This is a genomic window from Nocardiopsis sp. L17-MgMaSL7 (assembly GCF_003182025.1).
Lineage (GTDB): Bacteria > Actinomycetota > Actinomycetes > Streptosporangiales > Streptosporangiaceae > Nocardiopsis > Nocardiopsis prasina.
Map to the genome: position 1 here is coordinate 1 of NZ_QGTF01000019.1, position 25,630 is coordinate 25,630.

Annotated in this window: 25 protein-coding genes; 4 read left to right on the top strand and 21 right to left on the bottom strand. The window is 71.9% G+C overall.

Features of this window, described 5'->3' with window-relative positions:
- Positions 1-527: 527 nt before the first annotated feature.
- From BDW27_RS24385 to BDW27_RS24455, 15 genes are all read right to left on the bottom strand, one after another.
- Positions 528-2,117 (bottom strand): polyamine aminopropyltransferase, encoded by a 1,590-nt coding sequence (locus BDW27_RS24385; protein WP_110051938.1) that lies wholly within the window; start codon positions 2,115-2,117, stop codon positions 528-530.
- 90 nt (positions 2,118-2,207) lie between these two features.
- Positions 2,208-2,582, bottom strand: coding sequence for a hypothetical protein (locus BDW27_RS24390; RefSeq protein WP_017546819.1), 375 nt, complete (start codon positions 2,580-2,582; stop codon positions 2,208-2,210).
- 12 nt (positions 2,583-2,594) lie between these two features.
- A complete protein-coding gene (locus tag BDW27_RS24395; protein WP_110051939.1) occupies positions 2,595-3,107 on the bottom strand; it encodes a DUF2617 family protein in 513 nt (170 codons plus the stop codon).
- Positions 3,108-3,114: 7 nt separating this feature from the next.
- A complete protein-coding gene (locus BDW27_RS24400; RefSeq protein ID WP_017546821.1) occupies positions 3,115-3,714 on the bottom strand; it encodes a DUF4178 domain-containing protein in 600 nt (199 codons plus the stop codon).
- 335 nt (positions 3,715-4,049) lie between these two features.
- Entirely contained in the window at positions 4,050-4,904 is an 855-nt protein-coding gene (locus BDW27_RS24405; protein WP_017546822.1) for a sulfurtransferase, read from the bottom strand.
- 9 nt (positions 4,905-4,913) lie between these two features.
- Positions 4,914-5,318, bottom strand: coding sequence for a hypothetical protein (locus tag BDW27_RS24410; RefSeq protein WP_110051940.1), 405 nt, complete (start codon positions 5,316-5,318; stop codon positions 4,914-4,916).
- Between the two features lie 243 nt (positions 5,319-5,561).
- Positions 5,562-5,804, bottom strand: coding sequence for a hypothetical protein (locus BDW27_RS24415; protein WP_110051941.1), 243 nt, complete (start codon positions 5,802-5,804; stop codon positions 5,562-5,564).
- A 15-nt stretch (positions 5,805-5,819) separates the two neighbouring features.
- Positions 5,820-6,257, bottom strand: coding sequence for a hypothetical protein (locus tag BDW27_RS24420; protein ID WP_110051942.1), 438 nt, complete (start codon positions 6,255-6,257; stop codon positions 5,820-5,822).
- Entirely contained in the window at positions 6,250-6,612 is a 363-nt protein-coding gene (locus BDW27_RS24425) for a hypothetical protein (RefSeq protein WP_026129655.1), read from the bottom strand. The genes BDW27_RS24420 and BDW27_RS24425 overlap by 8 nt, the downstream gene beginning before the upstream one ends.
- Positions 6,613-6,767: 155 nt before the next feature.
- Complete coding sequence (locus BDW27_RS24430) at positions 6,768-7,520, bottom strand: DUF4352 domain-containing protein (RefSeq protein WP_017546827.1); 753 nt, start codon at positions 7,518-7,520, stop codon at positions 6,768-6,770.
- A gap of 131 nt (positions 7,521-7,651) precedes the next feature.
- Positions 7,652-8,494 carry a hypothetical protein gene (locus BDW27_RS24435; RefSeq protein WP_110051943.1) on the bottom strand — a complete coding sequence of 281 codons (843 nt, stop codon included), beginning with the start codon at positions 8,492-8,494 and terminating at the stop codon, positions 7,652-7,654.
- 165 nt (positions 8,495-8,659) lie between these two features.
- On the bottom strand, positions 8,660-9,661 hold the full coding sequence (locus tag BDW27_RS24440) for a MerR family transcriptional regulator (protein WP_110051945.1): 1,002 nt from the start codon (positions 9,659-9,661) through the stop codon (positions 8,660-8,662).
- Positions 9,662-9,810: 149 nt separating this feature from the next.
- Positions 9,811-10,533: a MerR family transcriptional regulator gene (locus BDW27_RS24445; RefSeq protein WP_110051947.1), complete on the bottom strand. Its 723-nt coding sequence runs from the start codon at positions 10,531-10,533 to the stop codon at positions 9,811-9,813.
- 88 nt (positions 10,534-10,621) lie between these two features.
- On the bottom strand, positions 10,622-12,691 hold the full coding sequence (locus BDW27_RS24450; RefSeq protein WP_110051949.1) for an N-acetylmuramoyl-L-alanine amidase: 2,070 nt from the start codon (positions 12,689-12,691) through the stop codon (positions 10,622-10,624).
- Between the two features lie 118 nt (positions 12,692-12,809).
- On the bottom strand, positions 12,810-13,247 hold the full coding sequence (locus BDW27_RS24455; RefSeq protein ID WP_110051950.1) for a hypothetical protein: 438 nt from the start codon (positions 13,245-13,247) through the stop codon (positions 12,810-12,812).
- 151 nt (positions 13,248-13,398) lie between these two features.
- Here BDW27_RS24455 and BDW27_RS24460 point away from each other — a divergent pair, with 151 nt between their 5' ends.
- Complete coding sequence (locus BDW27_RS24460; protein ID WP_110051952.1) at positions 13,399-14,952, top strand: NAD(P)H-hydrate dehydratase; 1,554 nt, start codon at positions 13,399-13,401, stop codon at positions 14,950-14,952.
- Between the two features lie 5 nt (positions 14,953-14,957).
- Here the strand turns inward: BDW27_RS24460 and BDW27_RS24465 are convergent, their stop codons facing one another.
- Both BDW27_RS24465 and BDW27_RS24470 read right to left on the bottom strand, forming a co-directional pair.
- Entirely contained in the window at positions 14,958-15,458 is a 501-nt protein-coding gene (locus BDW27_RS24465) for an NUDIX hydrolase (protein ID WP_233515914.1), read from the bottom strand.
- Entirely contained in the window at positions 15,455-16,120 is a 666-nt protein-coding gene (locus BDW27_RS24470; RefSeq protein ID WP_110051954.1) for a TetR/AcrR family transcriptional regulator, read from the bottom strand. Before BDW27_RS24470 ends, BDW27_RS24465 begins: the two co-directional genes overlap by 4 nt.
- A 99-nt stretch (positions 16,121-16,219) precedes the next feature.
- Between BDW27_RS24470 and BDW27_RS24475 the strand changes: the two genes are divergently transcribed.
- The 3 genes from BDW27_RS24475 (at position 16,220) to BDW27_RS24485 (ending at position 20,936) form a co-directional block, all read left to right on the top strand.
- Entirely contained in the window at positions 16,220-17,317 is a 1,098-nt protein-coding gene (locus BDW27_RS24475; protein ID WP_233515915.1) for a hypothetical protein, read from the top strand.
- Positions 17,317-18,648, top strand: coding sequence for an isoprenylcysteine carboxylmethyltransferase family protein (locus BDW27_RS24480; RefSeq protein ID WP_110051996.1), 1,332 nt, complete (start codon positions 17,317-17,319; stop codon positions 18,646-18,648). The genes BDW27_RS24475 and BDW27_RS24480 overlap by 1 nt, the downstream gene beginning before the upstream one ends.
- Before the next feature lie 137 nt (positions 18,649-18,785).
- Positions 18,786-20,936 (top strand): PrsW family glutamic-type intramembrane protease, encoded by a 2,151-nt coding sequence (locus BDW27_RS24485; RefSeq protein ID WP_110051956.1) that lies wholly within the window; start codon positions 18,786-18,788, stop codon positions 20,934-20,936.
- Here the strand turns inward: BDW27_RS24485 and BDW27_RS24490 are convergent.
- The 4 genes from BDW27_RS24490 to BDW27_RS24505 all read right to left on the bottom strand — a co-directional run bounded on the left by BDW27_RS24490 (position 20,914) and on the right by BDW27_RS24505 (position 25,625).
- The gene (locus tag BDW27_RS24490; protein WP_110051958.1) at positions 20,914-21,747 is read right to left on the bottom strand and encodes a CoA ester lyase; all 834 of its coding nucleotides are present in this window, start codon (positions 21,745-21,747) and stop codon (positions 20,914-20,916) included. The two genes, BDW27_RS24485 and BDW27_RS24490, sit on opposite strands and share 23 nt — an antisense overlap.
- Positions 21,747-22,901, bottom strand: coding sequence for an acyl-CoA dehydrogenase family protein (locus BDW27_RS24495; protein ID WP_017546840.1), 1,155 nt, complete (start codon positions 22,899-22,901; stop codon positions 21,747-21,749). Before BDW27_RS24495 ends, BDW27_RS24490 begins: the two co-directional genes overlap by 1 nt.
- Before the next feature lie 96 nt (positions 22,902-22,997).
- Positions 22,998-23,900, bottom strand: a complete 903-nt coding sequence (locus tag BDW27_RS24500) for a MaoC family dehydratase N-terminal domain-containing protein (protein WP_110051959.1) — start codon at positions 23,898-23,900, stop codon at positions 22,998-23,000.
- A gap of 33 nt (positions 23,901-23,933) precedes the next feature.
- Positions 23,934-25,625, bottom strand: a complete 1,692-nt coding sequence (locus tag BDW27_RS24505) for a DASS family sodium-coupled anion symporter (RefSeq protein WP_110051961.1) — start codon at positions 25,623-25,625, stop codon at positions 23,934-23,936.
- Between the last annotated feature and the right edge of the window lie 5 nt (positions 25,626-25,630).

The following is a 25,630-nucleotide window of genomic DNA, read 5'->3' on the forward strand; positions in this document are numbered from 1 at the left end:
CGCGTCCTTCCTCCTGCTGCGGCCTCCCCTGTGCGAGCGGGAGCCCGGTACTGCCGAAAAACGGTACTGCGTTACTGCGGTCCTACCGGCCCCCGGTGTCTTGAAGCACGTGCACACCGTCGAGCCGACCTGCTCTGTCCTGCACGGCGTCCCCTGAAAGAGCGAAACGCCGGTCATACGGTCCTACCGGCCCCCGACGCCGATCAACCCGCGCCGGTCGAGCCCTACCGCGTCCTTCTCCTGCTGTGGTCTCCCCTGTGCGAGCGGGAGCCCGGTACTGCCGAAAAACGGTACTGCGTTACTGCGGTCCTACCGGCCCCCGGCGCCTTGACGCACGTGCGCACCGTCGAGCCGGCCTTCCCTCCACCGGCGTATCCGGTGGTCCAGCCGTGTGTCTCAGTGGCTATGGCAGAAAAGATAGCAGCGAGCAGCGCGCATGTCTACATCAGCCGCTACAAGTTTCCGGTCCTGCTGGAGGGAGTTTCGTCAGGGGGCTCCGGGGAAGAAAACGGGGTTGGCCGAACCGGTCAGTAACCGCGCCAGGCCTGGCGGTCCTGGTGGTAACCGATGATCTTCGGGTGCATCATCGTCGACGCCTCCACCTCGCCCTCCTGGCGGTCGATGGGGAACACGAGCGCCGCGCCAAGCAGGTCCTGGTCCAGGAAACGCAGCTCGGGGGCGTCCTCCGGCAGGGTCAGTTCGGGGGCGCCGCCCGGCTCAGCACCGGACACCCCCAGGTAGAAACCCCAGTTCCCGAAGGTGGGCACGTCCACGTTGTACGGGGTCACCGCCAGCCCGGCCTCCTCCAACGAGTGGCCCACGCTCCAGTACGCGTCCGGGGCGAAGAACGGCGATCCGGCCTGCACGACCACCCGGCCCCCCGGCTCCAGGGCCTGCTCCAACAGCGAGTAGAACTCGATCGTGTACAGCTTCGAGGTGCCCACGTCCGTGCCGTCCGGCAGGTCCGCGATGACCACGTCGAAGTTGGCCAGGTTGTCCCGCAGCCACTGGAAGGCGTCGGCGTTGACCACCTCCACACGCGGGTCCAGGAAGGAGTCGTCGTTGAGGTCGCGGATCACCGGGTCCGTGGACGCCAGCTCGATCACGGCCGGGTCCAGGTCCACCAGGGTCACCGACTCGACGTCGTCGTAGCGCAGCAGCTCCCGGATGGCCAGGCCGTCCCCGCCCCCGAGCACCAGGACGTCCTCGCGGGCGCCGTCCATCGCCGGGTGGATCAGCGACTCGTGGTACCGGTACTCGTCCAGGGTGGAGAACTGGAGGTCGCCGTTGAGGAACATGCGCACGTCCCGGCCGTCCAGGGACTGGGTGAGCACGATCTCCTGGTACTCACTGCGCTCCGCGTGCGCGATCGGGTCCCGGTACATGGCCTGGCGGGCGTCCACCTCGAAGTTCTCGGCGAAGTAGTAGGCCAGGCCCAGCACCGTCACGATGAACGCCAGCCCGACCGTCAGCCCCACGTACGCGAGCCGGGTCAGGTCCGTGCGGAACAGCCACAGCACCACGGCCACGCCGATCACCGCGTTCAGCACACCCACCATCAGGGCGCCCTTGGGCAGCCCCAGCAGCGGGAGCAGCAGGAACGGGAAGGCCAGACCACCGATGAGGCCGCCCACGTAGTCGGCGGCGAACAGGTCGGCCACCGCCTCGGAGGCCTCCTGCTTGCGGATGCGCTGGATCAGCGTCATCAGCAGCGGGATCTCGATACCGATCAGCGTGCCGATCACGAACGCCAGCAGCACCAGGGTGGGCTGGTAGGCGGAGGCGGACAGCCAGGCGAACGACCCGTACAGCAGCAGGACCGAGAGGCCGCCGACCAGGGACAACAGCCCCTCGACCACGGCGAACGAGAGCGCCGGACGGGTCTGGTAGCGCTTGGACAACAGCGAACCCACACCCATGGCGAACACCATCACGGACAGGACCACGGAGGCCTGGGTGATGGTGTCGCCGAGCAGGTAACTGCCGATCGCGACGAGGGCCAGCTCGTACACCAGGCCGCAGGCGGCGCAGATGAACACCGCCAGCAGAACGAAGAACCGGGCCGCGCGCGGCGGCACCGGGAGTCGGGGCCGTGCTTGGGCCGTGGTCTCGCTCAAGGTACTGCTCTCTCAGGAAGGGACTTGAGGGTGGGGAAAGTGCGTCGGGGGGCCGGGCTGGACGCCAGCCCGACCCCCCGAACACGCGGACTACTTGCCGAAGCCCGAGCCTCCGCCGCGGCTGTCGCTCCCGCTACCGCCGCTGTTGGAGTTGGAGTTGTTGTTGTTCCCGCCACCGCCGCCGAAGCCGCCGAAGAAGAAGAACCCGCCGCCACCGCCGCCGCTGCGGCTGGAGCACTCGTCGGTCGGGGAGGGGCTCGGCGTGGGACCGGACGCGGAGTTCGTGGTGCCCGTCGAGCTGGTGGAGCTCGTGGCACTGGAGGTGGGGTCGGCCTTGGGCTCGCAGTCGGCGTTGTTGCTGCCGCCGGAACAGGCCGAGAGGAGGATCAGCAGGGCGGTGGCCCCGCCGATCGCGGCGATCTTGTGTCTGGGAGCGCGGGCTCCCCGGGTCGTGGTCGTGGCCATGTCGGCCTCCTCTTAGGGGGTCAGGGTCGTGGTCGTCGTCACCAGCTCGTCGCTCTGCGGGTAGGCGTGCCAGGTACGCCAGCGCAGGGACGCCCCACTGCCAGAGGTCAGGTGCAGCGCGGTGATCGCCAGAGGATCACCGGGGAAGGCGACGAGGAGCCCACCGGGTGAGTCGGAGGTCGCTTCGTGGATCTCCGCCACCCGGTGGGTGAGTTCGGCGCGGGGCAGCGACTCGACGATCGAGTCGAAGCGGTAGTCGCCCACCCCAGGCAGGGGGTGCTCGGCGTAACCGGGAAGCCCGCCGGAGGAACCCGGCAGGCAGGCGACCGTCTCCACCAGCGCTCCGCCGTCGGACTCCGGGCGCAGGACGATCTGGTGTGAAGCGCCGAGCACACGCAGCTCGACCTCTCTGCCCGACACCGTGACGGTGCGGGTCGCGAGGGGTTCGACCGGCGGGTGGCTCAGGGTCCAGACCAGATCGTCGGCCTTGGTGTCGACGAAGGGGGCGCTGATGCTCGCGCGCATGTGGGTGTCAGCTCCCGGGGAAGATCGTGAAGGTACCGGGGGCGACCTTGGTTCCGGTGCTGACTTCCCAGCTCCCGTGGTCGAAGCGCTCGAAGGCGAGCAGCTGGCCGTCCTCGGACTCGTAGTCGGCGTAGTCCATGCCACCCTCGGCCTTGAGACCGGTGGTGCCCTCGGAGCGGTAGGAGCCGGAGCCCTTCTCCTCGAGCTTGTAGGTGACGCCCTCAAGCTCGATGGACTTGCCCTGGGGGACCATGGTCAGGTCCGGGCGGCCGGTCCACAGGGCCAGCTCGACGTCGGGGTCCTCCTCGACCGAGAGCCAGCGCTTGCCGCCCTCGACCTCCAGGAAGTGCTCGGACCAGACGTAACCGCCCTCGGACAGGCGGAGGGTGCCGCGAATCCAGGTCCGCTCGTGGCCCCAGTCGATCATGTCGCCCGCCTTGATGGCGCGCGGGTCACCGGCGGTGTCGGTGGTGGAGGACGCGGCGAAGGGGTCCTGGGGCGGCGGGGGAGGGGTGTCCTGCTTCTGCGCCTGCGAGCGCTGCTTGTATATCAGGACCCCGATCACGATCCCGGCGATGAGAATCAGTAGCAGGAGGAGTTCGATCACCAGTGTTCCTCGATTCGCGGTGAAGCAGTCTTGGGGGTTCCCGGGGCCGGGCGGTCCTGTGTGTTCTGACGCCGGTTCGGGTGTTGTGGTTCCGCTCCTGGCCGGATCGGGTCAGGGAAAGGGGGCGTTGGGGGGAACTCGTTCGCGGGTGTCAGCGGTTGCAGGACCAGCACGTTCCGGATGATTCGGACCGTTGTCCCCCACCAGCCTAGGTGGTTTTCGGTCCTTCTGCGGGACCCGTACGCAGCGTGCCGGGGCCGCCACGGCCTGCGCGGACACCACGACGGGGCCCGCGCGGGAGGCGCGGGCCCCGTCGTGGGGAGCGGAGGCCGGGGTCAGGGCCGGGAGTCGCCGGTCTCCAGCGGGAGGGAGTCGTCGCCGCCCCAACGGCTCCACGAGCCCGGGTACAGGCGGGTGTTGGTGAACCCCGCGTGCTCCAACGCCAGGAGGTCGTGGCAGGCGGTCACCCCGGAGCCGCAGTACGCGGTGACCGTACCGGCCGAGTCCGCGCCGAGGGCGGCGAAGCGTTCCCGCAGGACCTCGGGTGCGGCGAGCAGACCGTCCGGGCCCAGGTTGGCGGGCCACTCGGCGCTGCGCGCACCGGGGATGTGCCCGGCGCGGGCGTCCACCGGCGCGGGCTCCTCGCCGGTGAACCGGCCGTGCACGCGGGCGTCGAGGAGGAGCCGGTCGGGGTCGGCCAGTTCCCGCTGGAGGGCCTCGGTGCCGACGATGCGGTCGGGCGGCCAGGGGAGCGCGGTCCGGTGCGCGGGCACGGCGTTCACCTCGCCCTTTTCCAGGTCGCCGGTCCAGGCCTGGATGCCGCCGTCCAGGAAGGCCGCGGAGGTGCCCAGGACTCGCAGCATCCACACCAGACGCGCGGCCACCGAGCCGTTCGCGTCGTCGTACACGACCACGGATGAGGTGTCGCCGATCCCGAGACGGCCCAGGGAACGGGCGAGGTCGGCGGCGGCCGGAAGCGGGTGGCGGCCTCCCTCAGCGCTGGCGGGCGCGGCGAGGTCGGTGTCCACGTCGGCGTGCACGGCCCCGGGGATGTGGCCGTTCAGGTGGGCCTCCCGGCCGGAGCGGCCGTCGAGGTACCAGCGGGAGTCGACGAGCACGACCTCGTCGCGGTGGTCACGGAGCCAGGCGGCGGAGACGGCCACCGGCAGGGACAGTGTCTGATCGGACATGCCGCCAGCCTAGGGCGTGGAGCGGTCCGTGCCGGGACGGAAGGCCGCGTAGGCCAGCCCGGTCAGGAGCGGTACGGAGAACCACAACTGGTACCAGAACACCGAGCCCAGGTCCGTCCAGGGCATGGTGGCCACCGAGGCCGCGCCTACGACACCGATCGCGAACGTCACCACGCTCCGTGACACGCGCGGCGCCGCACCGGGCGGGCCGTCGAGGAACAGCCGGGCGGCCAGGAGGGCGACGCCCATGAACCACAGGGAGAGGAAGATCCGGTGTCGTGCGGGGTCGGGTACTGAGTCGTTCCAGGCCACGAGGGTCAGCCACAGGCCCGTGACGAGAAGGAGGGCGCCGCCCACCGCCGCGCGGTTGAGGGGCGTCCGGCTGGGGTGGCGCGTTCGCGTGTGTGCCTCCATAGGCCTCAGGCATGCCCGGAGGAGGCCGGTCCATGCCTGGACGCCCGGGTCGGGTTCACCACAGGAAGCGAGGGTTTGAGGGGGTTGGTTCCCGAGGGGCCGCCAGCCAGGCGGGATCATCTGTGATCCCCCGGCCTGGGCCTGCCGTGCGCCGCGCTCCTCGTGAGCACGGCGGTGGTGCGGCTGCGCACCCGTCGCCCACCACCGGCCGGGGCCGCTCCATGGGAATACGGGCCCGTCCCGCTACACGACGTCCAGGACCGCCTTGCCGTGCAGGCGGCGGCCGAGCAGCTCCCGGGCCGCCTCGTCGTAGCCGGTCCACGGGGCGCGTCGGCTGATCCCGGGGTCCAGGCGCCCCGCGGCCACCTCGGCCGCCAGCCAAACCAGGTCGGCGGAGAAGTCGGTGGCGGGATCGCCGAACAGGAAGAACGTGCGGATCGTCCGATCGTGCCGCCCCTCGGAGGCCACCGGGGCCTCGGACCCCACAGCCCGACGCTCGGTCTAGGTGTGCGCCGCGTCCCGGTCCATGCGGTGGACGTGCAGGATCCACCACAGACCCAGCACCGGCAGGACCAGCGGGATGAACAGGTAGCCGCTGCCGAAGTGCGACCACACCGTGTCGTCCGGGAACGCACCGGCGGCCAGCACGCTCAGCGCGCCCACCACGAGGACCCCGATCATCTCCACGGACACCGACACCAGCGCGACCAGACGCGAGGTGCGCCCGGCGCGGGCCAGGCCGACCGCCGCCACCAGGTAGATCACCCCGGCGAGCACGGAGAGCCCGTACGCCAGCGGGGCCTCGTCGAACCGGGTGGCGAGCTGGTACGAGCCGCGTGCGGTCGCCGCGAGCGCGAACACGGCGTACACCGCCACCAGGAGCCGGCCGGGGCCGGTGCGCAGGGTGCGGTCGCCGACGGGATCGGGCGCCTCAGACAACGGGACTCCACAGCTGCTCGACGCGGACCATGAGGACGGGGAGGATGAGGCAGGCGAAGGCGATCACGGCCGGACCCCACTTGCTGCGCTCCATGAACCCCCACACGGCGCAGGCGGGCGGCAGCAGCGCGACGGTCGCGAGGTAGGAGACGAGCATGACCGTCTCCCCCGGGCGTTCACCGCCGACCATCGCCACGGTGATCGCACCGACCTGCCCGAGCACCAGCAGCCACAGCACACCCATGCCCACCAGGTGGGGGACGAGCATCGGCTGGTCGCGGAAGGTGGAGACGAGACACCACACGGCCATCGCCAACGACACCATCTGAATGGTCATGGTCAGCCAGTCGACCACGCCGCCTCCGCTCGGGTACTCCGCACGTCCGCCCATGTCAGCGGACCACAACAAACTACGACGCATCGTAGTCGTTGGCGGGCACCACCCCGTACCCGGGGGAGGGCCCCGGACACCGGCGCACGGGCCGGGCCGGGGCCGCGTTCCTCGTGGGCCTAGCTGACCTCGGCCGTGATGGTCTCCTGGAGACCGAACAGCTCGGCCATCTCGACGGTCGCGATGTCGAGGTCGTCGCCGACCACCGCGATCTGGCCCTCGACGCGCTGACCAGGGCCGAGGGAGACCGTGGAGAGCTTGTCGATGTCCGCGAAGAGCGTGTCCGCCCAGTCGGAGCGGACTGTGCCGTCGGCGAGGATCACGTTGAAGTAGAGCGGGTTGACCTCAAGCGTGTCATCCGAGTTGTTCTCGACGGTGACGTCGATGACCGTGTAGACGGTGTCGTCGACCACGTCACCGGCGGTGCCCGCGAGGGAGGCGGTCAGGACGACGTCCGTGACCTCCTCCGCGGGCTCCTCCTCGGCCTCCTCAGTCTCCTCGACCGCGGCCTCCTCGGTGTCCGGGGAGCTGGTCGCGGCGGGCGGGGCCGCCGCGTCGTCGCCGCTGACCAGGCTCATGCACCCGCCGATGAGCGCCAGGAAGAGGAGGACCCCGAGGCAGCCCCCGCATCCGAAGCCGACCTTCTTGCCGGTGGACATGCCCTGCTTGGGCGGCGTGGGCGGGGGCCCGTAGGGGGGCTGCTGGCCTCCGTAGGGCTGGTTGGGGTCGCCGTAGGGCGGCTGGTGACCGTGGGGCTGGTCGCCGTAGGGGGGCTGCTGGCCGCCATAGGGCTGATGGGGATCCCCGTAGGGCGGCTGCTGACCATGGGGCTGGTCGCCGTAGGGCTGCTGGGGGCCACTGGGGTAGGACATCGTGGTGCTCCGTCTCTGGGGGACAGGGGGCGGCGGAGCGGGAGCCGCGGTGACACCGAGCGTCGAGCGGGGGGCGCGGCTGAGGGCAGAGCGTAGCCGTTGGCGAGGACAACCGCCACCGGTTCCCCGAGTCAGGGGGAGCGGTCGAGGTGACCGACCAGGACCCGCACGGCCTCCTCGGGTGAGTCGGCGTGGAAGCGGACGGCGCTCACGTGCTCCTCCTCGCGGTCGAGGAACCGCGCGGGTACCGGGCCACCGAAGTCGACCACGACATTGGTCCCGCCGAACACGGAGACCGTCAGCGTGCCCTCGTCCACCGAGACGGGGCCGCCCCGGTGGGCGCTCCGGGACACCCTGGCGGAGACCACCTCACTCGTGGGAAAGGCGAAGTCCGCGTTCGCGCCATGACGCACCCGCAGGAACCGCTCGCTCACCAGATGGCTCTGCCTGCCGTGGAGGGACCAGAGACCGAGCGCGTAGAGGAGGAAGTAGACGGCGACGGCGAAGAGCACCCAACGAAGCCAGCCCGGCCCGCCTGTGAACAGCAGAGCGAGCACGGCGCCCGACAGCGCCAGCGCCGACATGGACCGGGCGACGGCTGCGGTGGGCCCACCGCAGCGCACCGACGTGACGCCCTCGGCCCGCGACTCCCGGAGCAACAGACGGGGCAGGGCCAGGGTGACCAGCAGCTCCTGCTTCACGACGAAGGCGACGCTCGGCGGGAGGCAGGCGTCCAGGCCCGCCATGAAGGCCTGGGTCCGGCTGGCACCACGAGAACGGGCCCTCCGGTAGGCGATCCGGATCGCCGCGAACTCCGCGACGACGACCCCGAGCAGGCACACCTCCAGGACGACGACGATGATCGCGGCCCGGGCCAGGTCGACCACCCCGGTGAGGACGAGGAGGAGGTTGGCGGCGATGATCACGAACGGCAGCCACCGCAGGAGGGCGGCCACCCGGGGATTGCGGAGCACGGAGTCCGTCCTTCCGTCGGCGTCACGGAAGGGCCATGCTGGCGCCCTGACGCGGCGTCAGGGCAAGGGGGACTCCGGGGCGGGGGCGAGGAGCACGACCACGAGATTCAGCGGTCGCGGCCCCCGAAGCGCGGACGGCCGCGACGAGCAACACCATCCCTCGCTTCAGCCCTCGGGGACCGAAGCGCGCAGGGCCGCCACCATCCAGGCCAGGAGCTGTCGCTCGTCCTCCTCCTCAACGGGCGGGGTCCCGTTGATCACCGCCACCAGGCTCACGTACCTGCCGTGCGTACTGTCGAACCAGGTGTCCTGCACCGCTCCCTCCTCGTCCAGGAGCGCGATGATCGCGGTGAAGTACGAGGCCATCCTCTCCCTCTCCCCGGGGCCCTGCTCCGCGCCGAGCGCCGCGCTGGCCCGGACCAGGCGGGCGATCGCCTCCTGAGCCCTTGGGGACTCCACCGGTGCTCCCGAACGCTGGAGGTCGAGGATGTCCTCCATGACCGGCACCCCGGTTTCGTACATGAACTCCTGCACCGGCGCTGCCGCGAAGTGCCTCCCCGGCTCGGTGGTGTAGGTGAACTGGAGGTAGGCGCGGACCGCGTCGCGAAACTCCCGGTCCTGCACCAGGTCGGCCAGCTCGACCCAGGCCTGGAGCTGGGCGGCGCTGGGGTCCTGTGGCAACCGCGGCCGCAGTTGCCTCAGCTGTTCGACGAACCCGACGGGCACGTCGAGGTCCGCGCCGACCTCGTTCCAGAACCCGTCAATGAGCTGTTCGCGCTCCTCGTCGGACATCGAGACGAGTGTGCGCAGGAGCGTCACCTGTGCGGCGGTCCCCTCCTGCCGGACCAGGGTCCTCAGAACGGCCCCTTTGGCGCGCAGGCCGCGCTCCTGGCGTTCGACGATCTCCAGATGGGCGGTGAGGAGGTCGTGCAGGGTCGACTCGCCCCCAAGCACCCGGCGAATCTCCTCCAGGCCCACGTCCAGCTCGCGCAGGGTCCGGACGAACTCCAGGCGGGCGATGGCGTGAAGGTCGTAGAGCCGGTAGCCCGCCCCGGTCAGGCGTGTGGGGGCGATGACCCCGGCGTCCGAGTAGAACCGGATGGCGCTGACGCTCAGACCGGATCGACGCGCGGCGTCCCCGATCGGGTACAGGTCGTTGTCGTGCATAGCGCCACTATCGGGTCTCAAGCCGCTTGAGAGTCAAACGAGGACCCGCGCCGGGGCTCCCCGGCGCGAACAGGGCCCCGAGCCCCGCCAGGACCAAGTCCCGGAAAGGAACCCGCCCCGACCCAAGTGGGTGAGAGGACGGGAGGGGATCAGTCCGTGCTGGTGGAGAGGCGCGACGCGACCCTGCCCAGGACGCGCCGCTGCGCCGGGGTGAAGGAGGAGAGCAGTTCCGATGTGAGGCCGTCGGCGGGGCCGGTGGGGCCCGCGTCCGTCACGAACGGCCGCGCGAGGTCGACGAGGTCCTCCACCAGCCGTTCCGTCCTGGCCGACTCCACCGTCTCCGGGGACAGCTCCATGAAGGCCTCCATGGCCGGGCCCACCCGTGGGTCGGCCCCGGCGGCGCCGGGATCGTCGGGCGCCCCGCCGAAGAGCGACATGAGCTGGAGCGCGGTCCTCTCCTGTTCGACGAGGACCGGGGCGACGCCTCTCGCCGTGAGCACGTCCACCCAGGCCGACCAGGGTTCCAGTGGGCTCCCCGGGCCGAGTCGACCGGCGTCCTCCCGCAGCCGCGCGATCATCAACCGCCGCTGCTCCAGCCGCTCCTGTTGCCGGACGATCTCCGCCTCCCACCTCTCCAGCGCGGCCCCGAGGTCGGTGCCGTCGGCCCCGACCAGCCCGGCGCACCGGTCCAGCGGAAGGTCCAGCTCGCGGAGGGCGAGAACGGACTTGAGGGCGTGGAGCGTGGCGATGTCGTATCTCCGGTGGCCCAGTTCGTCCCTCTCCGGCTCGGGGACGACGCCCCGGGAGTGGTAGAAGCGGAGCGTGCGCGGGGTCGTTCCGAGAAGACGGGCGGCCTCTCCGATGGACAACATGGCCCCATTATCGCCGCGTGGCCCGCGACGGGGCGGGGTGACGGGGTGGTCTCCCGGAGGCCGGGCACCACCCCGTTCACTCGGGGGGTCAGCGCTTCCAGTAGAAGACGTCCGCGGTCGCCGAGGTGATCCGCGCCTCCGCCTTGCCGAACTGCGCGACCCGGACGCGCACCCGGCGCCCGGCGGCCAGGTTGCCCTTCCAGGAGTAGGTGAAGTGCGCCTTGCCGCCCACGTGCACGGGGCTGTCCAGCGGGCGGTTGCGGGCCACCTTCCAGCCGCCGTCACCGTTGGGCTCGTACTCGGTGAGGCGGATCTGCGCCTCGGCGCCGGAGTCGATCCCCTCCAGGGTCACCCCGACCGAGACGTCGTAGTAGGCGCCCTTGGTCTCCTCGACCCCCACCAGGGCGTAGAACTCCCCGGTCTCGCCGTCGTGCCGCCGGTCGAAGGCCAGGCTCGCCCAGCTGCCCGACTCCAGGGTCTGGGCGTTGTCCTTCTCGAACCTGCGGTGTGAGGGCATGTCGTCTCCTTCAGAGTTTCCGGGAGCCTGGGCGAAGGTGCCGTCCTTGACCAGCTGGTAGGCCTTGTCGCCGGGGCAGGACGTGGAGATGAAGTCGCGGTGGCCGAGCACCTTCCCGGAGATGGAGGTGTCGGGTTCCATGAGCCACTGGCGCAGCACGCGGACCGCGTTGATCTGCTCGGGGGTGATGGTGTCCGAGGGGCCGGTGGCCAGGGTGCAGGAGTAGTGCGAGGAGTTTCCGCCGGGCTGGGCGGCCTGGGTCCGGTACAGCCCGCGCCCCTCCAGCACGTACCCGTGCGCACACGCCATGAAGGAGTTGCCGGTGTAGTACACCGTGCCCCGGCGCCGGGCCAGCCAGGTGCCGTTGGGGGTGGTGGGGCACCACACGTGACCGCCGTAGCTCTCCTCGCTGATGGAGAACGCCTCTCGACGGGAGTCCGCGGCCTTTGGGGAGAAGTGGGTCTGACGGCGCAGCTCCACCTCCCACATGGCGTGGCCGGTCGGGTCGGTGGGCGGCCTTCGGGTCAGCGACGTCGCGTGACCGGCCAGGATGGCGGCGAACTGGAACGCCTCGGCCGCGGCACGGTTCTTCTGATTGAGCGCCCGCGAGTCGTTGGTCCTGCCGTTGTGCCCGTCCGCCAGGAGGGACACCTCGATGAAGCGTTCGAGCTGCGTTCGGGTGAGGGAGCACAGGAACGCGTGGGTGGGAACCCGGTCCGGAGCCTGCTCCAGCAGGATCCGGCCGGCGTCCGCGGAGAGGTGGAACTCGACCAGGTCCTGGTTGAGTTCCTCACGCCAGCGGGGAACGCCGTCCGAGGTCGAGCCGGTACGGGGGAACCGATCGCACGAGGGACCGAAGAGGTCCCCGAGGCAGGCCCTGATCCTCGCGACGTTGTGGGGGTTGAGCTCCTGCGACTGGTGGAGGGCCACACCCGTGTCGGGCTGGCGGCTCCCGCTCTGGGGCTTGAGGTGGCCCCCGGTCCAGAACCACCCGATCACCTCGACGAGGGAGTCGTCCCACTTCGGTTCGTCGGGCAGGCTGTCGCAGGGCGCGGACAGGGGGATCCTGTCCCCGTGGGTCAGCGACTCGGTGGTCGCCCACACCCGCTCCCGGCTCCGCTGCGTGCGTTCCGCGCTACCGGTCGCGGCCCACGTTTCGTCCGCCGACCTCTGGCGTTCGGTGCCGGTCCGTCGGTGGAGCCGTTCCACGGGCCAGCGGTGCTGGGGGGTGGTCAGGGAGGAGTGCGCACGCCCCTCCATGCGGACGAGCGTGCGCTCGGTGGCGGGGAAGACGTTGACGGCCTGGACCGGCTGCCACTGGGAGGTTCCGGTCGTGTGGTCGAGGGTCAGGACCACGTCGCCCGTGCGGAGGTCGCGGAAGGTCCGCCAGCCGTCCTCGGTGAGGATCTGCGTCTCCTCGTCGGCGCAGTAGCCGATGTCCGCCCAGCCGCGGGAGGGGCCGGTGTGGAAGTTGCGGGTGTTCCGCCAGTAGGTCAGGCAGGCGGAGTGATCCTTGTCGGCGAGGTTCTGGTCGCCGCTGTCGTAGTGGATGACGAGACCGGAGCGGGGGTTGGCTCGCTCGGCGGGGGAAGCACCCCAGCCCAGATCGGACCTGGACACATATTTGCTTGGTCGAGGCATACACCCATTGTCCCCTGCGAGGACTTCCCTACGTGGTGAATCCGTGACAACGGGCTATATGTGGAGAAGGTGATTTCTGGGTTAGGAATCCCTTTTGTGAATGTGGTGGCTGGAGTGATTATCGGGGCCAGAGGAACACCACGGCCTCCGCCGCGACCAGATGCGCGTCGGCCTCACCGAACTGCGCGGCCCACACCTCCACACGATGGCCCGGCTCCAACCGGTCCTTCCACGCGTACGTGAACCCGCCGTGCCCGAACCCGTGGGTGAAGACCTCCACCGGCAGGTCCCGGTGGGTCCGCCACCCTCCCGAGCCGTCGGGAGCGAACTCGACCGCCCGCAGCCGCACCTCGCGATCCGGGGTGATGTTGGTCAGCGTCACCCCCACCGAGAGGTCGTACAACGCGCCGGTGGGCTCGTCGGCCCCCACCAGTTCGGCCGGGTCCGCCGGGGCCAGGCCGTCGCGGAGGTCGAAACCGATCCGGTGCCACTCCCGTGGCCTCAGGGCCTGGCCAGTGGTCTTGACGAAGCGTCGGTAACCGGGAGTCGGGGGCATGGAGGTCCCTCGCGTCGGGTCGGGTGGCCCTGCCACCTGCGGTCACATCAAAAAGTAGTCGAGGAAGCACCGTTCGTGCGTGTGGCGGTGTGGGCGCGTCCCGAGCCGGGTGCGCGACGATGGGGAGACCGCCCCTCGAAAGGTGTGACCCATGCGCTCCGCCCACTCCGTCAGTGCCGTCCGGGAGGCCGAACAGGCGCTCATGGCCCGACTGCCCGAAGGTGCGCTGATGCGCCGCGCCGCCATGGGCCTGGCCGTCCACTGCGCCCGCATGCTGACCCGTGTCCACGGCGCCCGCGTGACCCTGATGGTCGGCGGCGGTGACAACGGCGGCGACGCCCTCTTCGCGGGGGCGGACCTGGCCGGGCGCGGCGCCTCCGTGCGCGCGGTGCTGGCCGGGAGGCGCGTCCACCCCGAGGGGTTGGCCGCGCTGGTGGCGGCGGGAGGCCGGGTGATCGAGGACGTGACCACAGAGGCCCACGGGGCCACAGATATTTCTGCGGCTGGTGGGGATGGTGGTCCGCGGATCACCGCCGAGGCGGAGTCGGCGCTCCTGGAAGCCGACCTCGTCGTGGACGGTCTGGTCGGGATCGGGGGCCGCGGTGGCCTGCGCGAACCCTACGCTGCGCTCGCCGCCCTGGCCTCGGACTCGCGCGCCCTCGTGGTCGCGGTGGACCTCCCGAGCGGGGTGGACGCCGACACCGGGGAGATCGCCGGGCGGGCGGTGCGCGCCGACGCCACGGTCACCTTCGGCACCCACAAGCCGGGGCTGTTCGTGGACCCGGGCGCGGAACTGGCGGGGCGGGTCCGCCTCGTGGACATCGGGCTGGTGCCGGAGCTGCCGGAGGCCGACCTCGTCCGTCCACAGCCTGTGGATATCGCCCGGCTCCTGCCGGTCCCCTCGGCCGAGGACGACAAGTACCGCAGGGGCGTGCTCGCCGTCCGCGCCGGGTCCGACCAGTACCGGGGCGCCGCCGTCCTGTGTGTCGGCGGCGCGCTGCGGACCGGGGTGGGCATGGTCCGCTACGGAGGCGGCGAGGACGTCCTCTCCCAGGTGATCTCGCGGTGGCCGGAGGTCGTGGGGCTGCACCTGGACCCGAGGAGCAGCACGGACCTCGCCCCGGGGCGGGTCTCGGCGGTGGTGGTCGGGCCCGGTCGCGGCACCCACCCCGCCAACGCGGACGAACTGCGGGCTCTGCTGGAGAGCGACGTCCCGGTGCTGCTCGACGCCGACGCGCTCAACCTGGTGTCGAGCAGCGTGTCCCTCACCGAACTCGTGCACCTGCGGGGTGCGCCCACCCTGCTCACACCGCACGCCGGCGAGCTGTCGCGGCTGTTGCCGGACACCGACCGCGCCGAGATCGAGGCGCACCGGCTGGCGCAGGTCACCCGCGCCGCGAAGCTGTACAGGTCCACGGTCCTGCTCAAGGGGTCGACGACGGTGATCGCGCACCCCGGGGAGCGGACGGTGGTCAATCCCACGGGCACCTCGCTGCTGGCCACCGCGGGTTCGGGTGACGTGCTCTCGGGGGTGGCCGGGGCGCTGCTGGCCTCGGGCCTGTCCGCGCAGGACGCCGCGATGTGCGCCGCCTACCTGCACGGACGGGCGGCCGTGCTGGCCCGGGGCGGCGCCCCGATCAGTGCTTCGGACCTGTTGGACGCACTGCCGCTCGCCGTCGCGGAGGTCCGGCGCGCGGCCGTCTGACGCCGTCAGGAGCGGGAGCGGGCTGCCTCCAGGCCCAGCCGGACGATGTCGGTGATGAAGTAGTCGCCGGGGTCGCGTGCGTCGCGCAGCAGGTGCAGCTTCGCGTCGTCGACCCACATGTACTCGGTGTGCTTGTCCGCCTCCAGGACCGGGGCGGACAGGTCGCCGTCCACGCGGACCAGGTAGTCGACCTCGCGGCGGGTCACGCCGTCGCCCGGGTCCCAGTCCAGCCGGTACAGCTCAGCGACCACGGCCGACAGGGTCCAGCCGGTCTCCTCGTGGATCTCACGGGCCAGGGCTCCGAGCATGGTCTCGCCGTCCTCCACGTGGCCGCCGACGATGTCCCAGCAGTTCGGGAACACCCTGCGGGTGGCCGACCTGCGCTGGGCGAACGCGTGCCCCTGGGCGTCGACGACCACGGCCCCCGCGACCCAGCGCTCCCCGTCGGCGGTGTCGGGGAAGGTGATCCCCTCGGCGATCTCCACGTTCACGGTGTTCTCCTTCACGGGTGGTCCTGTGCGGGGGTCCCCTCGGGTGCGGAGCCCCGGCGGGGCAGGCGCAGCGTGAGCAGCTTGGCGCGCGGTGCGAGCGCCCCGGCCAGGTCGAACACGCCCTCGGTGCGACTGCGGTCCTCGTCCAGCACGGAGAACAGGTTGACGCCCAGGTAGAAGGTGATCGCCGCGTTCGCGACCTCCTGGGCGGGCAGCAGCCGACCCAGGGCCGATCCCCCGAGCACACGATCCCACTCCCCGGCGATGAAGTCGATCCAGGGCCGCGAGCGCTGGTTGATCTCCGCGCGCAGTTCGGGCTTGGTGACCGCCGCCGCGACCAGCTCGGAGAACTCGGCGATGTAGCCGCGCTCCAGGTCGGTCCGGTAGACGCGGGTGGCCACCTCCACCAGCTCCTCCAGGGTGTGGGCGGCTCCGGCCATCTCGCGGTACAGCGCCATGCGCTCGGCGCTGGACCTGTCGAGCGCCGCGAGCAGCAGTTGGTCGACCCCGCCGAAGTGGTAGAAGACCAGCGCCGAGTTGGCCTCCGCGCGGGCGGCGATCGCCCGGGCCGAGGCTCCGGCATACCCCTCCTCACGCAGGACCTCGCTGGCCGCCGTGATCAGGCGGTCCCTGGTCTCGGCGCTGTTCTTGCGGCTCCCGCCGCCGGTCCTGGACATGGTCCTCCCTCGGGTCGGGGTTCATCATACGGTTTAATCAAGTGATTAAACCGTGTGCTTTAATCATGTCGTCAAAGTGCGACAGCGAGGAGTGCCACCGTGACGCAGCCCCCCGAGTCCTCCGCAGCCCCCGAACCCGAGCGGGACCCCGAGACGAACCTTCCCTCCGACGCCGAGCTCGCGGAGCGCTGGGCGGCCCCCCACCGCTCCTTCGACCCCATTCGGGGCGTTCCGGCCGACGGGGAGGGCCTCCCCAGACCCACGACGGCCCGGTGGGTCCTGGCCGGGATCGTCCTCGCCGCCTTCGCCGCCCTGCTCGCCGTACGGGTGACCAGGTTCGGCGGCCTCGACCAGACCGCCCTGTTCTACGTGGGACTGCCCGCGTTCCTGGCCCTGCTCGTGATCCTCTGCGTCCAGGCGCGCGGCGGGCTCGGCACGGCCATGGCCGTCACCACGGTCTGCCTGCTGCTGGCCGGACCGATGCTCGGCGAGGGGATGGTCTGCCTGGTCATCTCCGCCCCGCTCATCTACGGCGTCGTCGCCCTGGTCGCCTGGGTGGTCACCTCGCTCCGACGGCGCGGCCGGCGCCACCCCCACGCGATGCTGGCCGTCCCGATCCTGTTCGCCCTGGCCATGGAGGGGATCGGCGGGTTCTCCCTGCTGCCGCGCGAGGACTCCGGAACGGGTTCGGTCCTGGTCGGCGCGACCCCCGCCGAGGTCGCCGCCGCGCTGGCGGCCCCGCCCGGGTACGACGCTCCCGACGCCTTCCTGCTGAGCGCCGTCCCCTTCCCCGAACCGGTCGAGGCGGTCGGTTCGGGCCTGGAGGCCGGAGACACCAGGACCGTCCACTTCACGCCGCGCCGGACCCTCGCGCCCGGCGCGGAGCCCACCCCGCGCCACCTGGGACTGGAGGTCGCCGAGAGCGACGTGCGCGCGGACGGCGGCCGGGTGGTCTTCGAGGTCACCGAGGACACCGCCTTCGCCAACTGGATGGAGATGGAACGCGCCGTGGCCACCTGGCGTGGCGAGCCCGACGGGACCCGGCTGACCTGGGAGATCGAGTACACGCGAACCTACGACCCCTCCTGGTACTTCGGGCCGGTGCAGTCCCACGTCACGGGCCTGGCCGCCGACTACCTCGCGCGGACCTTCCAGGAGGAGGCCCAGGCGCTCACGGGCGGGGAGCCCCGGCGTTGATTCCCGCACTCGCCCCCGCCCCGGAACTCCCCTCCCTGCTGGTCCGGGGTGCGGGCCTGCTCCTGCCGCTGCTCGCGGTCACCGCCGCGTGCCTGTGGCGGGCGCCCCGGCCCCGGGAGGTCGCGGCGATGATCGTCGCCTCCGGCTGGGCGCTGCTCACCCTCCTGCCGCTGAACCTGATCGCGCTGCGGGCGGGCTGGTGGTCCTTCCACGCGCAGGGCGCCGTGTGGCAGGGGCTGCCGGTGGACCTGCTGCTGGCCTGGGTGCTGCTGTGGGGCGCGCTGCCCGCGGTCATGCTCCGGATCCTCCCGGTCCCGCTGGTCACCGCCGTGCTCGTGTGGCTGGACCTGATCCTCATGCCGCTGGCCGAACCGGTGGTGGTGCTGGGGCCGCTCTGGCTGCTCGGGGAGTTCCTGGGCGCCGTTCTCTGCCTGATCCCCGCGCTGCTGCTCGCCCACTGGACCCGGCGCGGCCAGCTGGTCCACGCCCGGATGTGGACACAGGCGGTGCTCGCCCTCGGCCTGATGGTCGTCCTTCCGGTGTACGTGCTCGCCACCGCCCCGGCCGGACCCGCATGGGCACCGGCCACCTCCTGGCGGTGGTGGACCGCCTCCCCGGAGACCCTGACCGCGGGGGCACAGGTGCTCGCCCTGGTCTGCCTGCCCGGCCTCGCGGCGGCTCGGGAGTTCGCGGCGGTGGGCGGCGGGACACCGCTGCCCTTCGACCCGCCCGCACGGCTGGTGACCAGCGGCCCCTACGCGTACGTGCGCAACCCGATGCAGCTCACCGTCACCCTCCTCTACCTGGTCCTGGGCCTGCTCCACCCGCCGCTCCTGCTCGGTGTCCCGGTCGCCCTCGCCTACGGGGCCGGATTGGCCGCCTGGCACGAGGGCGGGCAGCTGCGGGCGGCCTTCGGATCGGACTGGGACACCTACCGCGCGGGGGTGCGCGCGTGGCTGCCGCGATGGCGGCCGTGGCCCGGGAGGGCGCGGGGCACCCTGTACGTGGCGGCGGACTGCGGCCCGTGCCGGGGCGTGGGCGCCTGGCTGGCGGCGCGCGGACCGACGGCCCTGGCCCTGCGCCCGGCCGCCGAGCACCCCGAGGTGCTGTACCGGCTCACCTACGAGACCGCCGAGGGGGTCCGGTGGAGCGGCGTCGCCGCCCTGGCCCGGTCCATGGAGCACCTGCACCTGGGGTGGGCGATGGCCGGGTGGGCGCTCTCCCTGCCGGTGCTGCGCCACTTCGTCCAGCTGTGCGGGGACGCCTTCGGCGTCGGGCCGCGTCCCTCCAGGAAACCGGTCACACCGGCCATCGTGTCCACTTCGGGCTGACGCGAGCCCACAACCGAACAATCGCCGCGATCTCACATGTTCCACGGGACCCCCTCGCCGTTATGCTCGGGCGGGGCCGCGCCTCCCTCCGGACGCGCCCGGCCCACCACACCCCACCCCCCGGTACGAGGAAGTCCATGGAAGAACAGGCGATGCTCGCGCGCGACCTCGTGCTGCGCGTCTGTGCCGGCCCCACCGAGTTCGCCCCCCAGTGGCTCCGGGCCAGGGGCAAGGTCACCACCCCCTTCGTGGTGCCGCGCGACCGCAACCTCATCCGGGGCCTCGTCGAGGCCGGACGGGCCCTGGGGGTCGACCGGCTCCTGGTCTGCCGCACCCGCGCGGAGTACTCCTACGACCCGGTGACTGAGGTGCCCCTCGACACCGACACCCTCATCGACCTCATCAGGGGGTGGGGGCCCACCCCCACCGACTTCCTCGTGTGCGTCGAGGACTTCTCCGCCGCCGTCCTGGTCTCCGCCAGCGAACTCACTGTCGCCTCCGGGCCGATCGACTTCGTCCGCGAGATCGTCGGCCCGGACATCCCCGGGGTCCGCGCGAACTTCGCCACCCGGGCCCTGGACGGCAACCGGCCGGACCTGCTCCGGGCCGCCCAGCACTACAACTGCGTCGAACCCGGCGCCCGGCACGCGCGCGCCCCCCGCAGCCCCGGCCCCGACCTGGCCGAACGGCTGGCCCGAAGGGCCGAACGCGCCCGCGGGCGCAGCCCCGGAACGGTCCGGTTCCTGCGTGCCCTGCGCGGCACCTGGGGCTGGGCCATGCTCGGCCTCCTGCTGGTCGCCCCCCTGGCAGTCCCGGCCCTGGCCGCCGCCCCGCCCGCCCTGTTCCTCACCTACCTGCTGCTCTTCCAGCTGGCGCTGCTGGCCCGCTCCCGGACCGTCTCCTTCGCCACCCTGCTGAGGGTGGCCGCGCTCGGGGTCCTCCTGCTCTGGCCGCTGGCCCTGGCCTCCGCGCTGGTCAGCGGGGCGCTCGGGTGGGACACCGACGACGTGCTCAGCCAGACCTACGTGGCCGTCACCGTCGAGGAAGCGGGCAAACTCCTCCCGCTGCTCCTCCTCGTGCTGCTCGCCCGCCGCCGCGTGCGCCGCCTGTCCGCCGTGGACTTCCTCCTCCTGGGAGCCGCCTCCGGAGCCGGGTTCCAGCTGGCCGAGCGGCTGTTCGTGGGGATCTCCGCGCCTCTGGCCGACCCGGTCACCGGGCTCGTGAGCGGGGCCGCGCCCGAACCGTACTCGGGGCACGCCGTCGCCACCGGCCTCATCGGCGCCGCCCTCGGTCTGGCGATCGTCGGACGCCGGTACGGGGGCTGGCTGTGGCTGCTGCCGGTCCTGGCCACCTCACTGGTGTTCCTGGACCACCTGGACGTCAACGCCCGTGCCGCCGGAGCCCGGCTCGACGCGTTCTCCACCTTCGTGCACACGCTGTTCGGCGGCGGATCGCTCACCCCGTGGCTGCTGCTGCTCGCCCTGCTGTTCGCGGTGGCGATGGACTACCGGGTGATCGCGACGGCGGCGGAGACCACGCCCCCGCTGCCCGGCCGGACCCCGCTGCCGGGGCTGCGCCGCTGGGCACACGGAAGGTCAGTGGCCCTGCGGGTGCGCATCCCCGCCGACATCGCCCCGACCTTCCGCCGGATCGCGCTTTCCTGGGTCAACCTGCCCGTCACCCTCGCCACCACGGTCACCACCATCGCGCACGAACTCGCCACCGCCACCATGGCCGCCAAGCAGGGCCCGGGCGCGCTCGGCGACGCGCTCCGTTTCCTGCGCTGGCGCCGGGCCAACGCCATGGGCGAGGCCCGCTCACGGGGGAGGAACTGGCGCCGCTACCCCTCCGAGGAGGAACTGGCCGACAGCGCCCGCGCCCTGGCCCGGAGGATCGGCCTGGCCGGAACCGGGGGCATCGTGGTGGCCGCCGCCGCGCTGCTCGCCCTCGGTTCCGTGCCGGGCGCGGTCCCGGAGGGCACCCTCGGCCACGAGGGCACCCCCGGCTACGCGGTGCGGGCGGTGGAGCTGATCCTCGGCTGGCTCACGGCGGCCGACACCGCCACCCTCGTGTGGACCGCCCTCGCCGGGCTGGCGGTGCTCAGCCTGCTCACCATGGGCAACGCCGTGCCGCACGCCCACCCGCGCATGGGCGAGTTCCTGCGAGCCCCCACCGCCAACACCGGCGCCATCCTGGGGATGCTGGCCCCCGGTCAGGTCGGATACGCGTTCCTGGGACTGGTCGGACTCCTCCTGCCCGTGAGGGTCAACCGCCTGATCCGCCGCTGAGACGCAGGATCGTCCGGGCCCGTTCGATGACGGGGGCGTCGACCATGCCCCCCTCGAACCCGAACGCGCCGCCGTGCCCCTCGGCCGCCGAGAGCACCCGGCGGGCCCAGGCGAGCTCGTCCTCCGTCGGCAGGAAGGCCGAGCGGACCGCGGCCACCTGCCGGGGATGCACGCACGCCTTGGCGTCGAAGCCCGCGTCCGCGGCGTCCCGCGCCTCGCGGCCCATCCCCGCGACGTCCTCGATGTCGGTGTACACCGTGTCGATCGCGAACCGGCCGGACGCCCGCGCGGCGAGCAGGACCGTCCAACGGGCGTGCTCGGCCACGGGCGTCCGGACCCGGCCGGGACGCTGGCGCCCGCCCAGGTCGGCGGCCAGGTCCTCCCCGCCCCACATCAGCCCGGCGCAGTTGTCCGCCCGGGCGATGGACGGCGCCTCCAGGACACCCGCCGCCGTCTCGCACAGGGCGACGACGGGCCGGGGTGCCAGCGCCTCCACCTGCTCCCGGGAGGCGGTCATGGGCAGCATCACGACGGCGTCGGGCAGGTCGGCGAGGGCGCGGACGTCGTCCTCGTGCCACCGGGTGCCCACCGCGTTGACGCGTACGACGACCCGCCCGGTCCCCAGCTCGCGCAGGGCGTCGACCGCGTGCCCGCGCGCGACCGCCTTGTGCTCCGGGGAGACCGCGTCCTCCAGGTCGACGATCACGGCGTCCGCGATCCCGGCCGCGCCCCGGACGCGGTCGGGCCGGTCGGCGGGGCAGAACAGCGGTGCCGGGCCGGACCAGGGGAGGGGCCGGGTTCGCGAGGGCATCAGTCCAGCCCGCCGCGCTTGACCAGCTGGGAGACGATGACGTTGCGCTGGATCTCGTTGGTGCCCTCGCCGACGATCATCAGGGGCGCGTCGCGGAAGTAGCGCTCCACGTCGAACTCGGTCGAGTACCCGTAGCCGCCGTGCACGCGGATCGCGTCCAGGGCGATCTCCATCGCCGTCTCGGAGGCGAACAGCTTGGCCATGCCCGCCTCCATGTCGCAGCGCAGCCCGGCCTCCGCCTTCTCCGCCGCGTGCAGGATCAGCTGTCGGGACGCCGTGAGCTTGGTGGACATGTCCGCGAGGTAGTTGCCGATGGACTGGTGGCGCCACAGCGGCTTGCCGAAGCTCTCCCGCTCCTGCGCGTAGCGGAACGCGTCGTCGAAGGCCGCGCGGCCCACCCCCAGGGCACGGGAGGCCACCTGGATGCGGCCGGTCTCCAGCCCCTTCATCATCTGCGCGAACCCCCTGCCCTCCTCGCCTCCCAGGAGGGCGGAGGCGGGGGCCCGGTAACCGTCGAAGCTGAGCTCGCAGCTCTCGACCCCCTTGTAGCCGAGCTTGGGCAGGTCCTTGGACACGGTCAGCCCGGGGCCGTGCTCGACGAGGAGGATCGAGACGCCCCGGTGCTTGGGCTCGGCGGCCGGGTCGGTCTTGCAGAGCAGGGCGATGAGCTGGGACCGGCGCGAGTTGGTGATCCACGTCTTCGTCCCGTCGACCACGTACTCCTCGCCGTCACGGCGGGCGACGGTCGTCATGGCCTGGAGGTCGGAACCGCCGCCGGGTTCGGTCAGGGCCATGGTCGCCCGGATCTCGCCGGTGGCCATCCGCGGCAGGTAGTGGTCCTTCTGCTCCTGCGTCCCGTAGGCGAGGAGCAGTTTGGACACGACGGTGTGTCCGCCCATGGCACCGGCCAGGGACATCCAGCCGCGGGCCAGCTCGGCCGTCACGAGCGCGTAGCAGGGCATGGACACACGGGAGTCGCCCCAGGGTTCGGGGATGGCCAGGCCGAAGACCCCCATCTCCTTCATCTGCCCGATGAGCTTCTCCGGGTAGGTGTCGGAGTGTTCGAGGTCGCGTGCGACGGGGCGCACCTCGCGATCCACGAACTCGCCGACCAAGGAGACCACGGCCTGTTCTTCACTGCTCAACTCGGTCATCGCGGGTTTCCTTCTCTGCTTCTTGCTCGTGCCGGTGCGCTGACGGCCTCGGCGGGATGGTGGTCGGTCGTGGCGGGCGGTTGGTCGTGGCCGGGTTCAGGGCGCGAAAACGGCGGACGCGCTGATGGATGTGGGACCGCCCTCGGCCGAGGCGGACAGGACGAGTTCGTCCCCGTCGACGGCGTGCCCGTCGGCGATCACCCGCTGGCCCGAGAACACCGGGCTGTGCAGGCGGAACGCGAACGACTCCACCATGCGGTCCGGGTGCGCCGTGCGGGGGATCTCCATCAGGAGCAGGGCCAGGAGGGGGCCGTGCACGACCAGCCCGGGGTAGCCCTCCACGTCCGTGCAGTAGGGGAGGTCGTAGTGGATGCGGTGGGTGTTGTACGTCAGGGCGCTCACCCGGAACAGGAGGGTGGGATCGGTGTCGAGCACGACCCGCGTGGTGCCCGGCGGGGGCCCCTCGTCCGTTCCGGCGAGTACCTCCCCGGCCAGAGACGCGGGCCGCTGGGGAGAACCGCCCCGCGTCGGGCGCCGGTCCCCGGAGGGCTGGGAACGGTAGACGACGTCCTGGTCCTCGACGAGCAGCACCTCCTCTCCACGGCGGAACCGGGAGCGCACCGTCACGAACACCATCTCGCCGCTGCGTCCGCGCTTGACCTCGACCCGTTCCAGAGAGGAGTCGCGGGTGACCTCGTCCCCGATCCGGATGGGGGCGTGCCACCGTACGCGTGCGCCCGCGAACATGCGGCGCCGGTCCGGGACGGGCGGGAGGAAGGCCCCCTCAGCGGGGTGCCCGTCCTCGCCCAGGTCCGACCGGGACGGGTGGTCGAGCAGGTGGAACCAGTGCCACATCGGGGGCAGGGGGTCCCCGGGAGCCAGCCGCGTCGGCAGGTCCAGCGCCCGCGCGAACGCCTCGCCGGGCCACGGGTCGACGACCCCGGTGACGCTCACCGGCGCGGGGTCCCAGCCCTCGACGGCCTTGCTGAGAAGGGACATGCGTCTTCCTCCGTCTTTCTCTCGTGTGGCGGGTCAGAGGCCCAGGACCCAGGAGGCCAGGGTGAAGATCGCCAGTGGGACCAGGGCCATGGCCACGAGGTTGAGCCAGACCCCTCCACGCATCATCTGGCCGATGGTCACGTGGCCCGAGGCGATCGCGATGGCGTTGGGCGGGGTGGCGATCGGCAGCATGAAGGCGAACCCGGCGGCGAAGACGGTCGTCATCACCAGCAGCAGCGGGTCGTGTCCCAGTCCGGCCGAGATGCCCGCCATCACCGGGACGTACGTGGCGATCGTGGCGGTGGTGCTGGTCAGTTCGGTCAGGACCAGGATCAGCACGGCGACCACCACGACCGTGACCACCACCGGGACGCCCGAGAGGAACGCGACGTGCCCGCCCAGCCAGTCGCTCAGCCCCGTGTGGGTGATCATCGCGGACATGCTCAGACCGCCGCCGAACATCAGCAGGATTCCCCAGGGAACGTCGGCGGCGTCCTCCCAGCGCATCAGCATCTGGCCCCGGCGGGCGCGGACGGGCAGGACGAAGCAGGCGATCGCGGCGACGATGGCGATGCCCGCCTCCGAGACGCGCCCCAGCCACGGTGCGAGCTCGGCCAGCGGCGCCCAGTTCGCGAGGAAGGGGACGAACACCCACGACAGCGCGGTCGCGGTGAACAGGGTCGCGATGATGCGCTCGCCGCGGCCCATGCGGCCCAGATCGCGCAGCTGGCTGCGGACGAGATCCTCGCCCCCGGGGATCTCCGTGATGCGCGGCGGGAAGACGAACCGGGTCAGCAGGAACCAGGCGATCACCAGGAACAGCATCGACAGCGGCGTTCCCACGAGCATCCACTGGGCGAAGGTGATCTCGATGCCGTGGGTCTGGGACATGTAGGCGACCACGAACGCGTTGCCCGGAGTGGCGACGATCGTCGCCGTCGTGCTCATCGTGGCGCCGTAGGCGACGCCCAGCATGAGGCAGACCGAGAAGTTCCGGTCGATTTCCACGCCGTCCTTCCTGAGCAGCGCCAGGATGGACAGCCCCATAGGCAGCATCATCATCGCCGTGGCCGTCGAGCTCACCCACATGCTGATCAGCGCGGTGGCGAGCATGAACCCGCCGATCAGACGGGTGGGCCGGGTGCCCACTGCCAGAACGATGCGCAGGGCGACCCGGCGGTGCAGCCCCCACCTCTGCATGGCCAGGGCCAGGACGAAACCGCCCAGGAACAGGAACACGATGTCGGAGGCGTAGGGGGCGGCGACCGTGGTGACGTCCGCGACCCCGAACACGGGGTAGAGGGCGATCGGTAGCAGCGCGGTCACCGCGAACGGCACCGCCTCGGTCATCCACCAGACGGCCATCAGGACGGTCACGGCCGCGACCACGCACGCGGAGGTCGTCAGCTCGTTCCGGCCGCCAGCCAGGAGGGCGAACACGACCAGTCCCAGCACGGGGCCCAGCCCGAGCCCGATCGCGCGCCGCAACGGCATGCGCTCGGTCTCGGCGGTTCCGGTCCCGGTCTCTGCGGTTCCGGTGTCGGTCGTGCCGGTCCCGGAGGCCCCGGCGGTCCCGGCGGTCCCGGTTCCGGCTTCGAGGGTGGGGCCGGCGGGCGGAGCGCCGGAGGAGGCCTCGGGTCGCTCGTCCGGGGCCTGGGGAGCCGTGTCTCCGGGCGCCGGTGACGGCGTTCCTCGACCGCCGCCGCGACCGTTCTGTCTTGCCATGGGGG

Bases quoted from the DNA above. Each gene is read 5' to 3' on its own strand.
- BDW27_RS24390 (WP_017546819.1), bottom strand. From the start codon at position 2,582: ATGGCCACGACCACGACCCGGGGAGCCCGCGCTCCCAGACACAAGATC.
- BDW27_RS24395 (WP_110051939.1), bottom strand. From the start codon at position 3,107: ATGCGCGCGAGCATCAGCGCCCCCTTCGTCGACACCAAGGCCGACGAT.
- BDW27_RS24405 (WP_017546822.1), bottom strand. From the start codon at position 4,904: ATGTCCGATCAGACACTGTCCCTGCCGGTGGCCGTCTCCGCCGCCTGG.
- BDW27_RS24410 (WP_110051940.1), bottom strand. From the start codon at position 5,318: ATGGAGGCACACACGCGAACGCGCCACCCCAGCCGGACGCCCCTCAAC.
- BDW27_RS24430 (WP_017546827.1), bottom strand. From the start codon at position 7,520: ATGTCCTACCCCAGTGGCCCCCAGCAGCCCTACGGCGACCAGCCCCAT.
- BDW27_RS24440 (WP_110051945.1), bottom strand. From the start codon at position 9,661: ATGCACGACAACGACCTGTACCCGATCGGGGACGCCGCGCGTCGATCC.
- BDW27_RS24445 (WP_110051947.1), bottom strand. From the start codon at position 10,533: ATGTTGTCCATCGGAGAGGCCGCCCGTCTTCTCGGAACGACCCCGCGC.
- BDW27_RS24450 (WP_110051949.1), bottom strand. From the start codon at position 12,691: ATGCCTCGACCAAGCAAATATGTGTCCAGGTCCGATCTGGGCTGGGGT.
- BDW27_RS24455 (WP_110051950.1), bottom strand. From the start codon at position 13,247: ATGCCCCCGACTCCCGGTTACCGACGCTTCGTCAAGACCACTGGCCAG.
- BDW27_RS24460 (WP_110051952.1), top strand. From the start codon at position 13,399: ATGCGCTCCGCCCACTCCGTCAGTGCCGTCCGGGAGGCCGAACAGGCG.
- BDW27_RS24470 (WP_110051954.1), bottom strand. From the start codon at position 16,120: ATGTCCAGGACCGGCGGCGGGAGCCGCAAGAACAGCGCCGAGACCAGG.
- BDW27_RS24485 (WP_110051956.1), top strand. From the start codon at position 18,786: ATGGAAGAACAGGCGATGCTCGCGCGCGACCTCGTGCTGCGCGTCTGT.
- BDW27_RS24490 (WP_110051958.1), bottom strand. From the start codon at position 21,747: ATGCCCTCGCGAACCCGGCCCCTCCCCTGGTCCGGCCCGGCACCGCTG.
- BDW27_RS24495 (WP_017546840.1), bottom strand. From the start codon at position 22,901: ATGACCGAGTTGAGCAGTGAAGAACAGGCCGTGGTCTCCTTGGTCGGC.
- BDW27_RS24500 (WP_110051959.1), bottom strand. From the start codon at position 23,900: ATGTCCCTTCTCAGCAAGGCCGTCGAGGGCTGGGACCCCGCGCCGGTG.
- BDW27_RS24505 (WP_110051961.1), bottom strand. From the start codon at position 25,625: ATGGCAAGACAGAACGGTCGCGGCGGCGGTCGAGGAACGCCGTCACCG.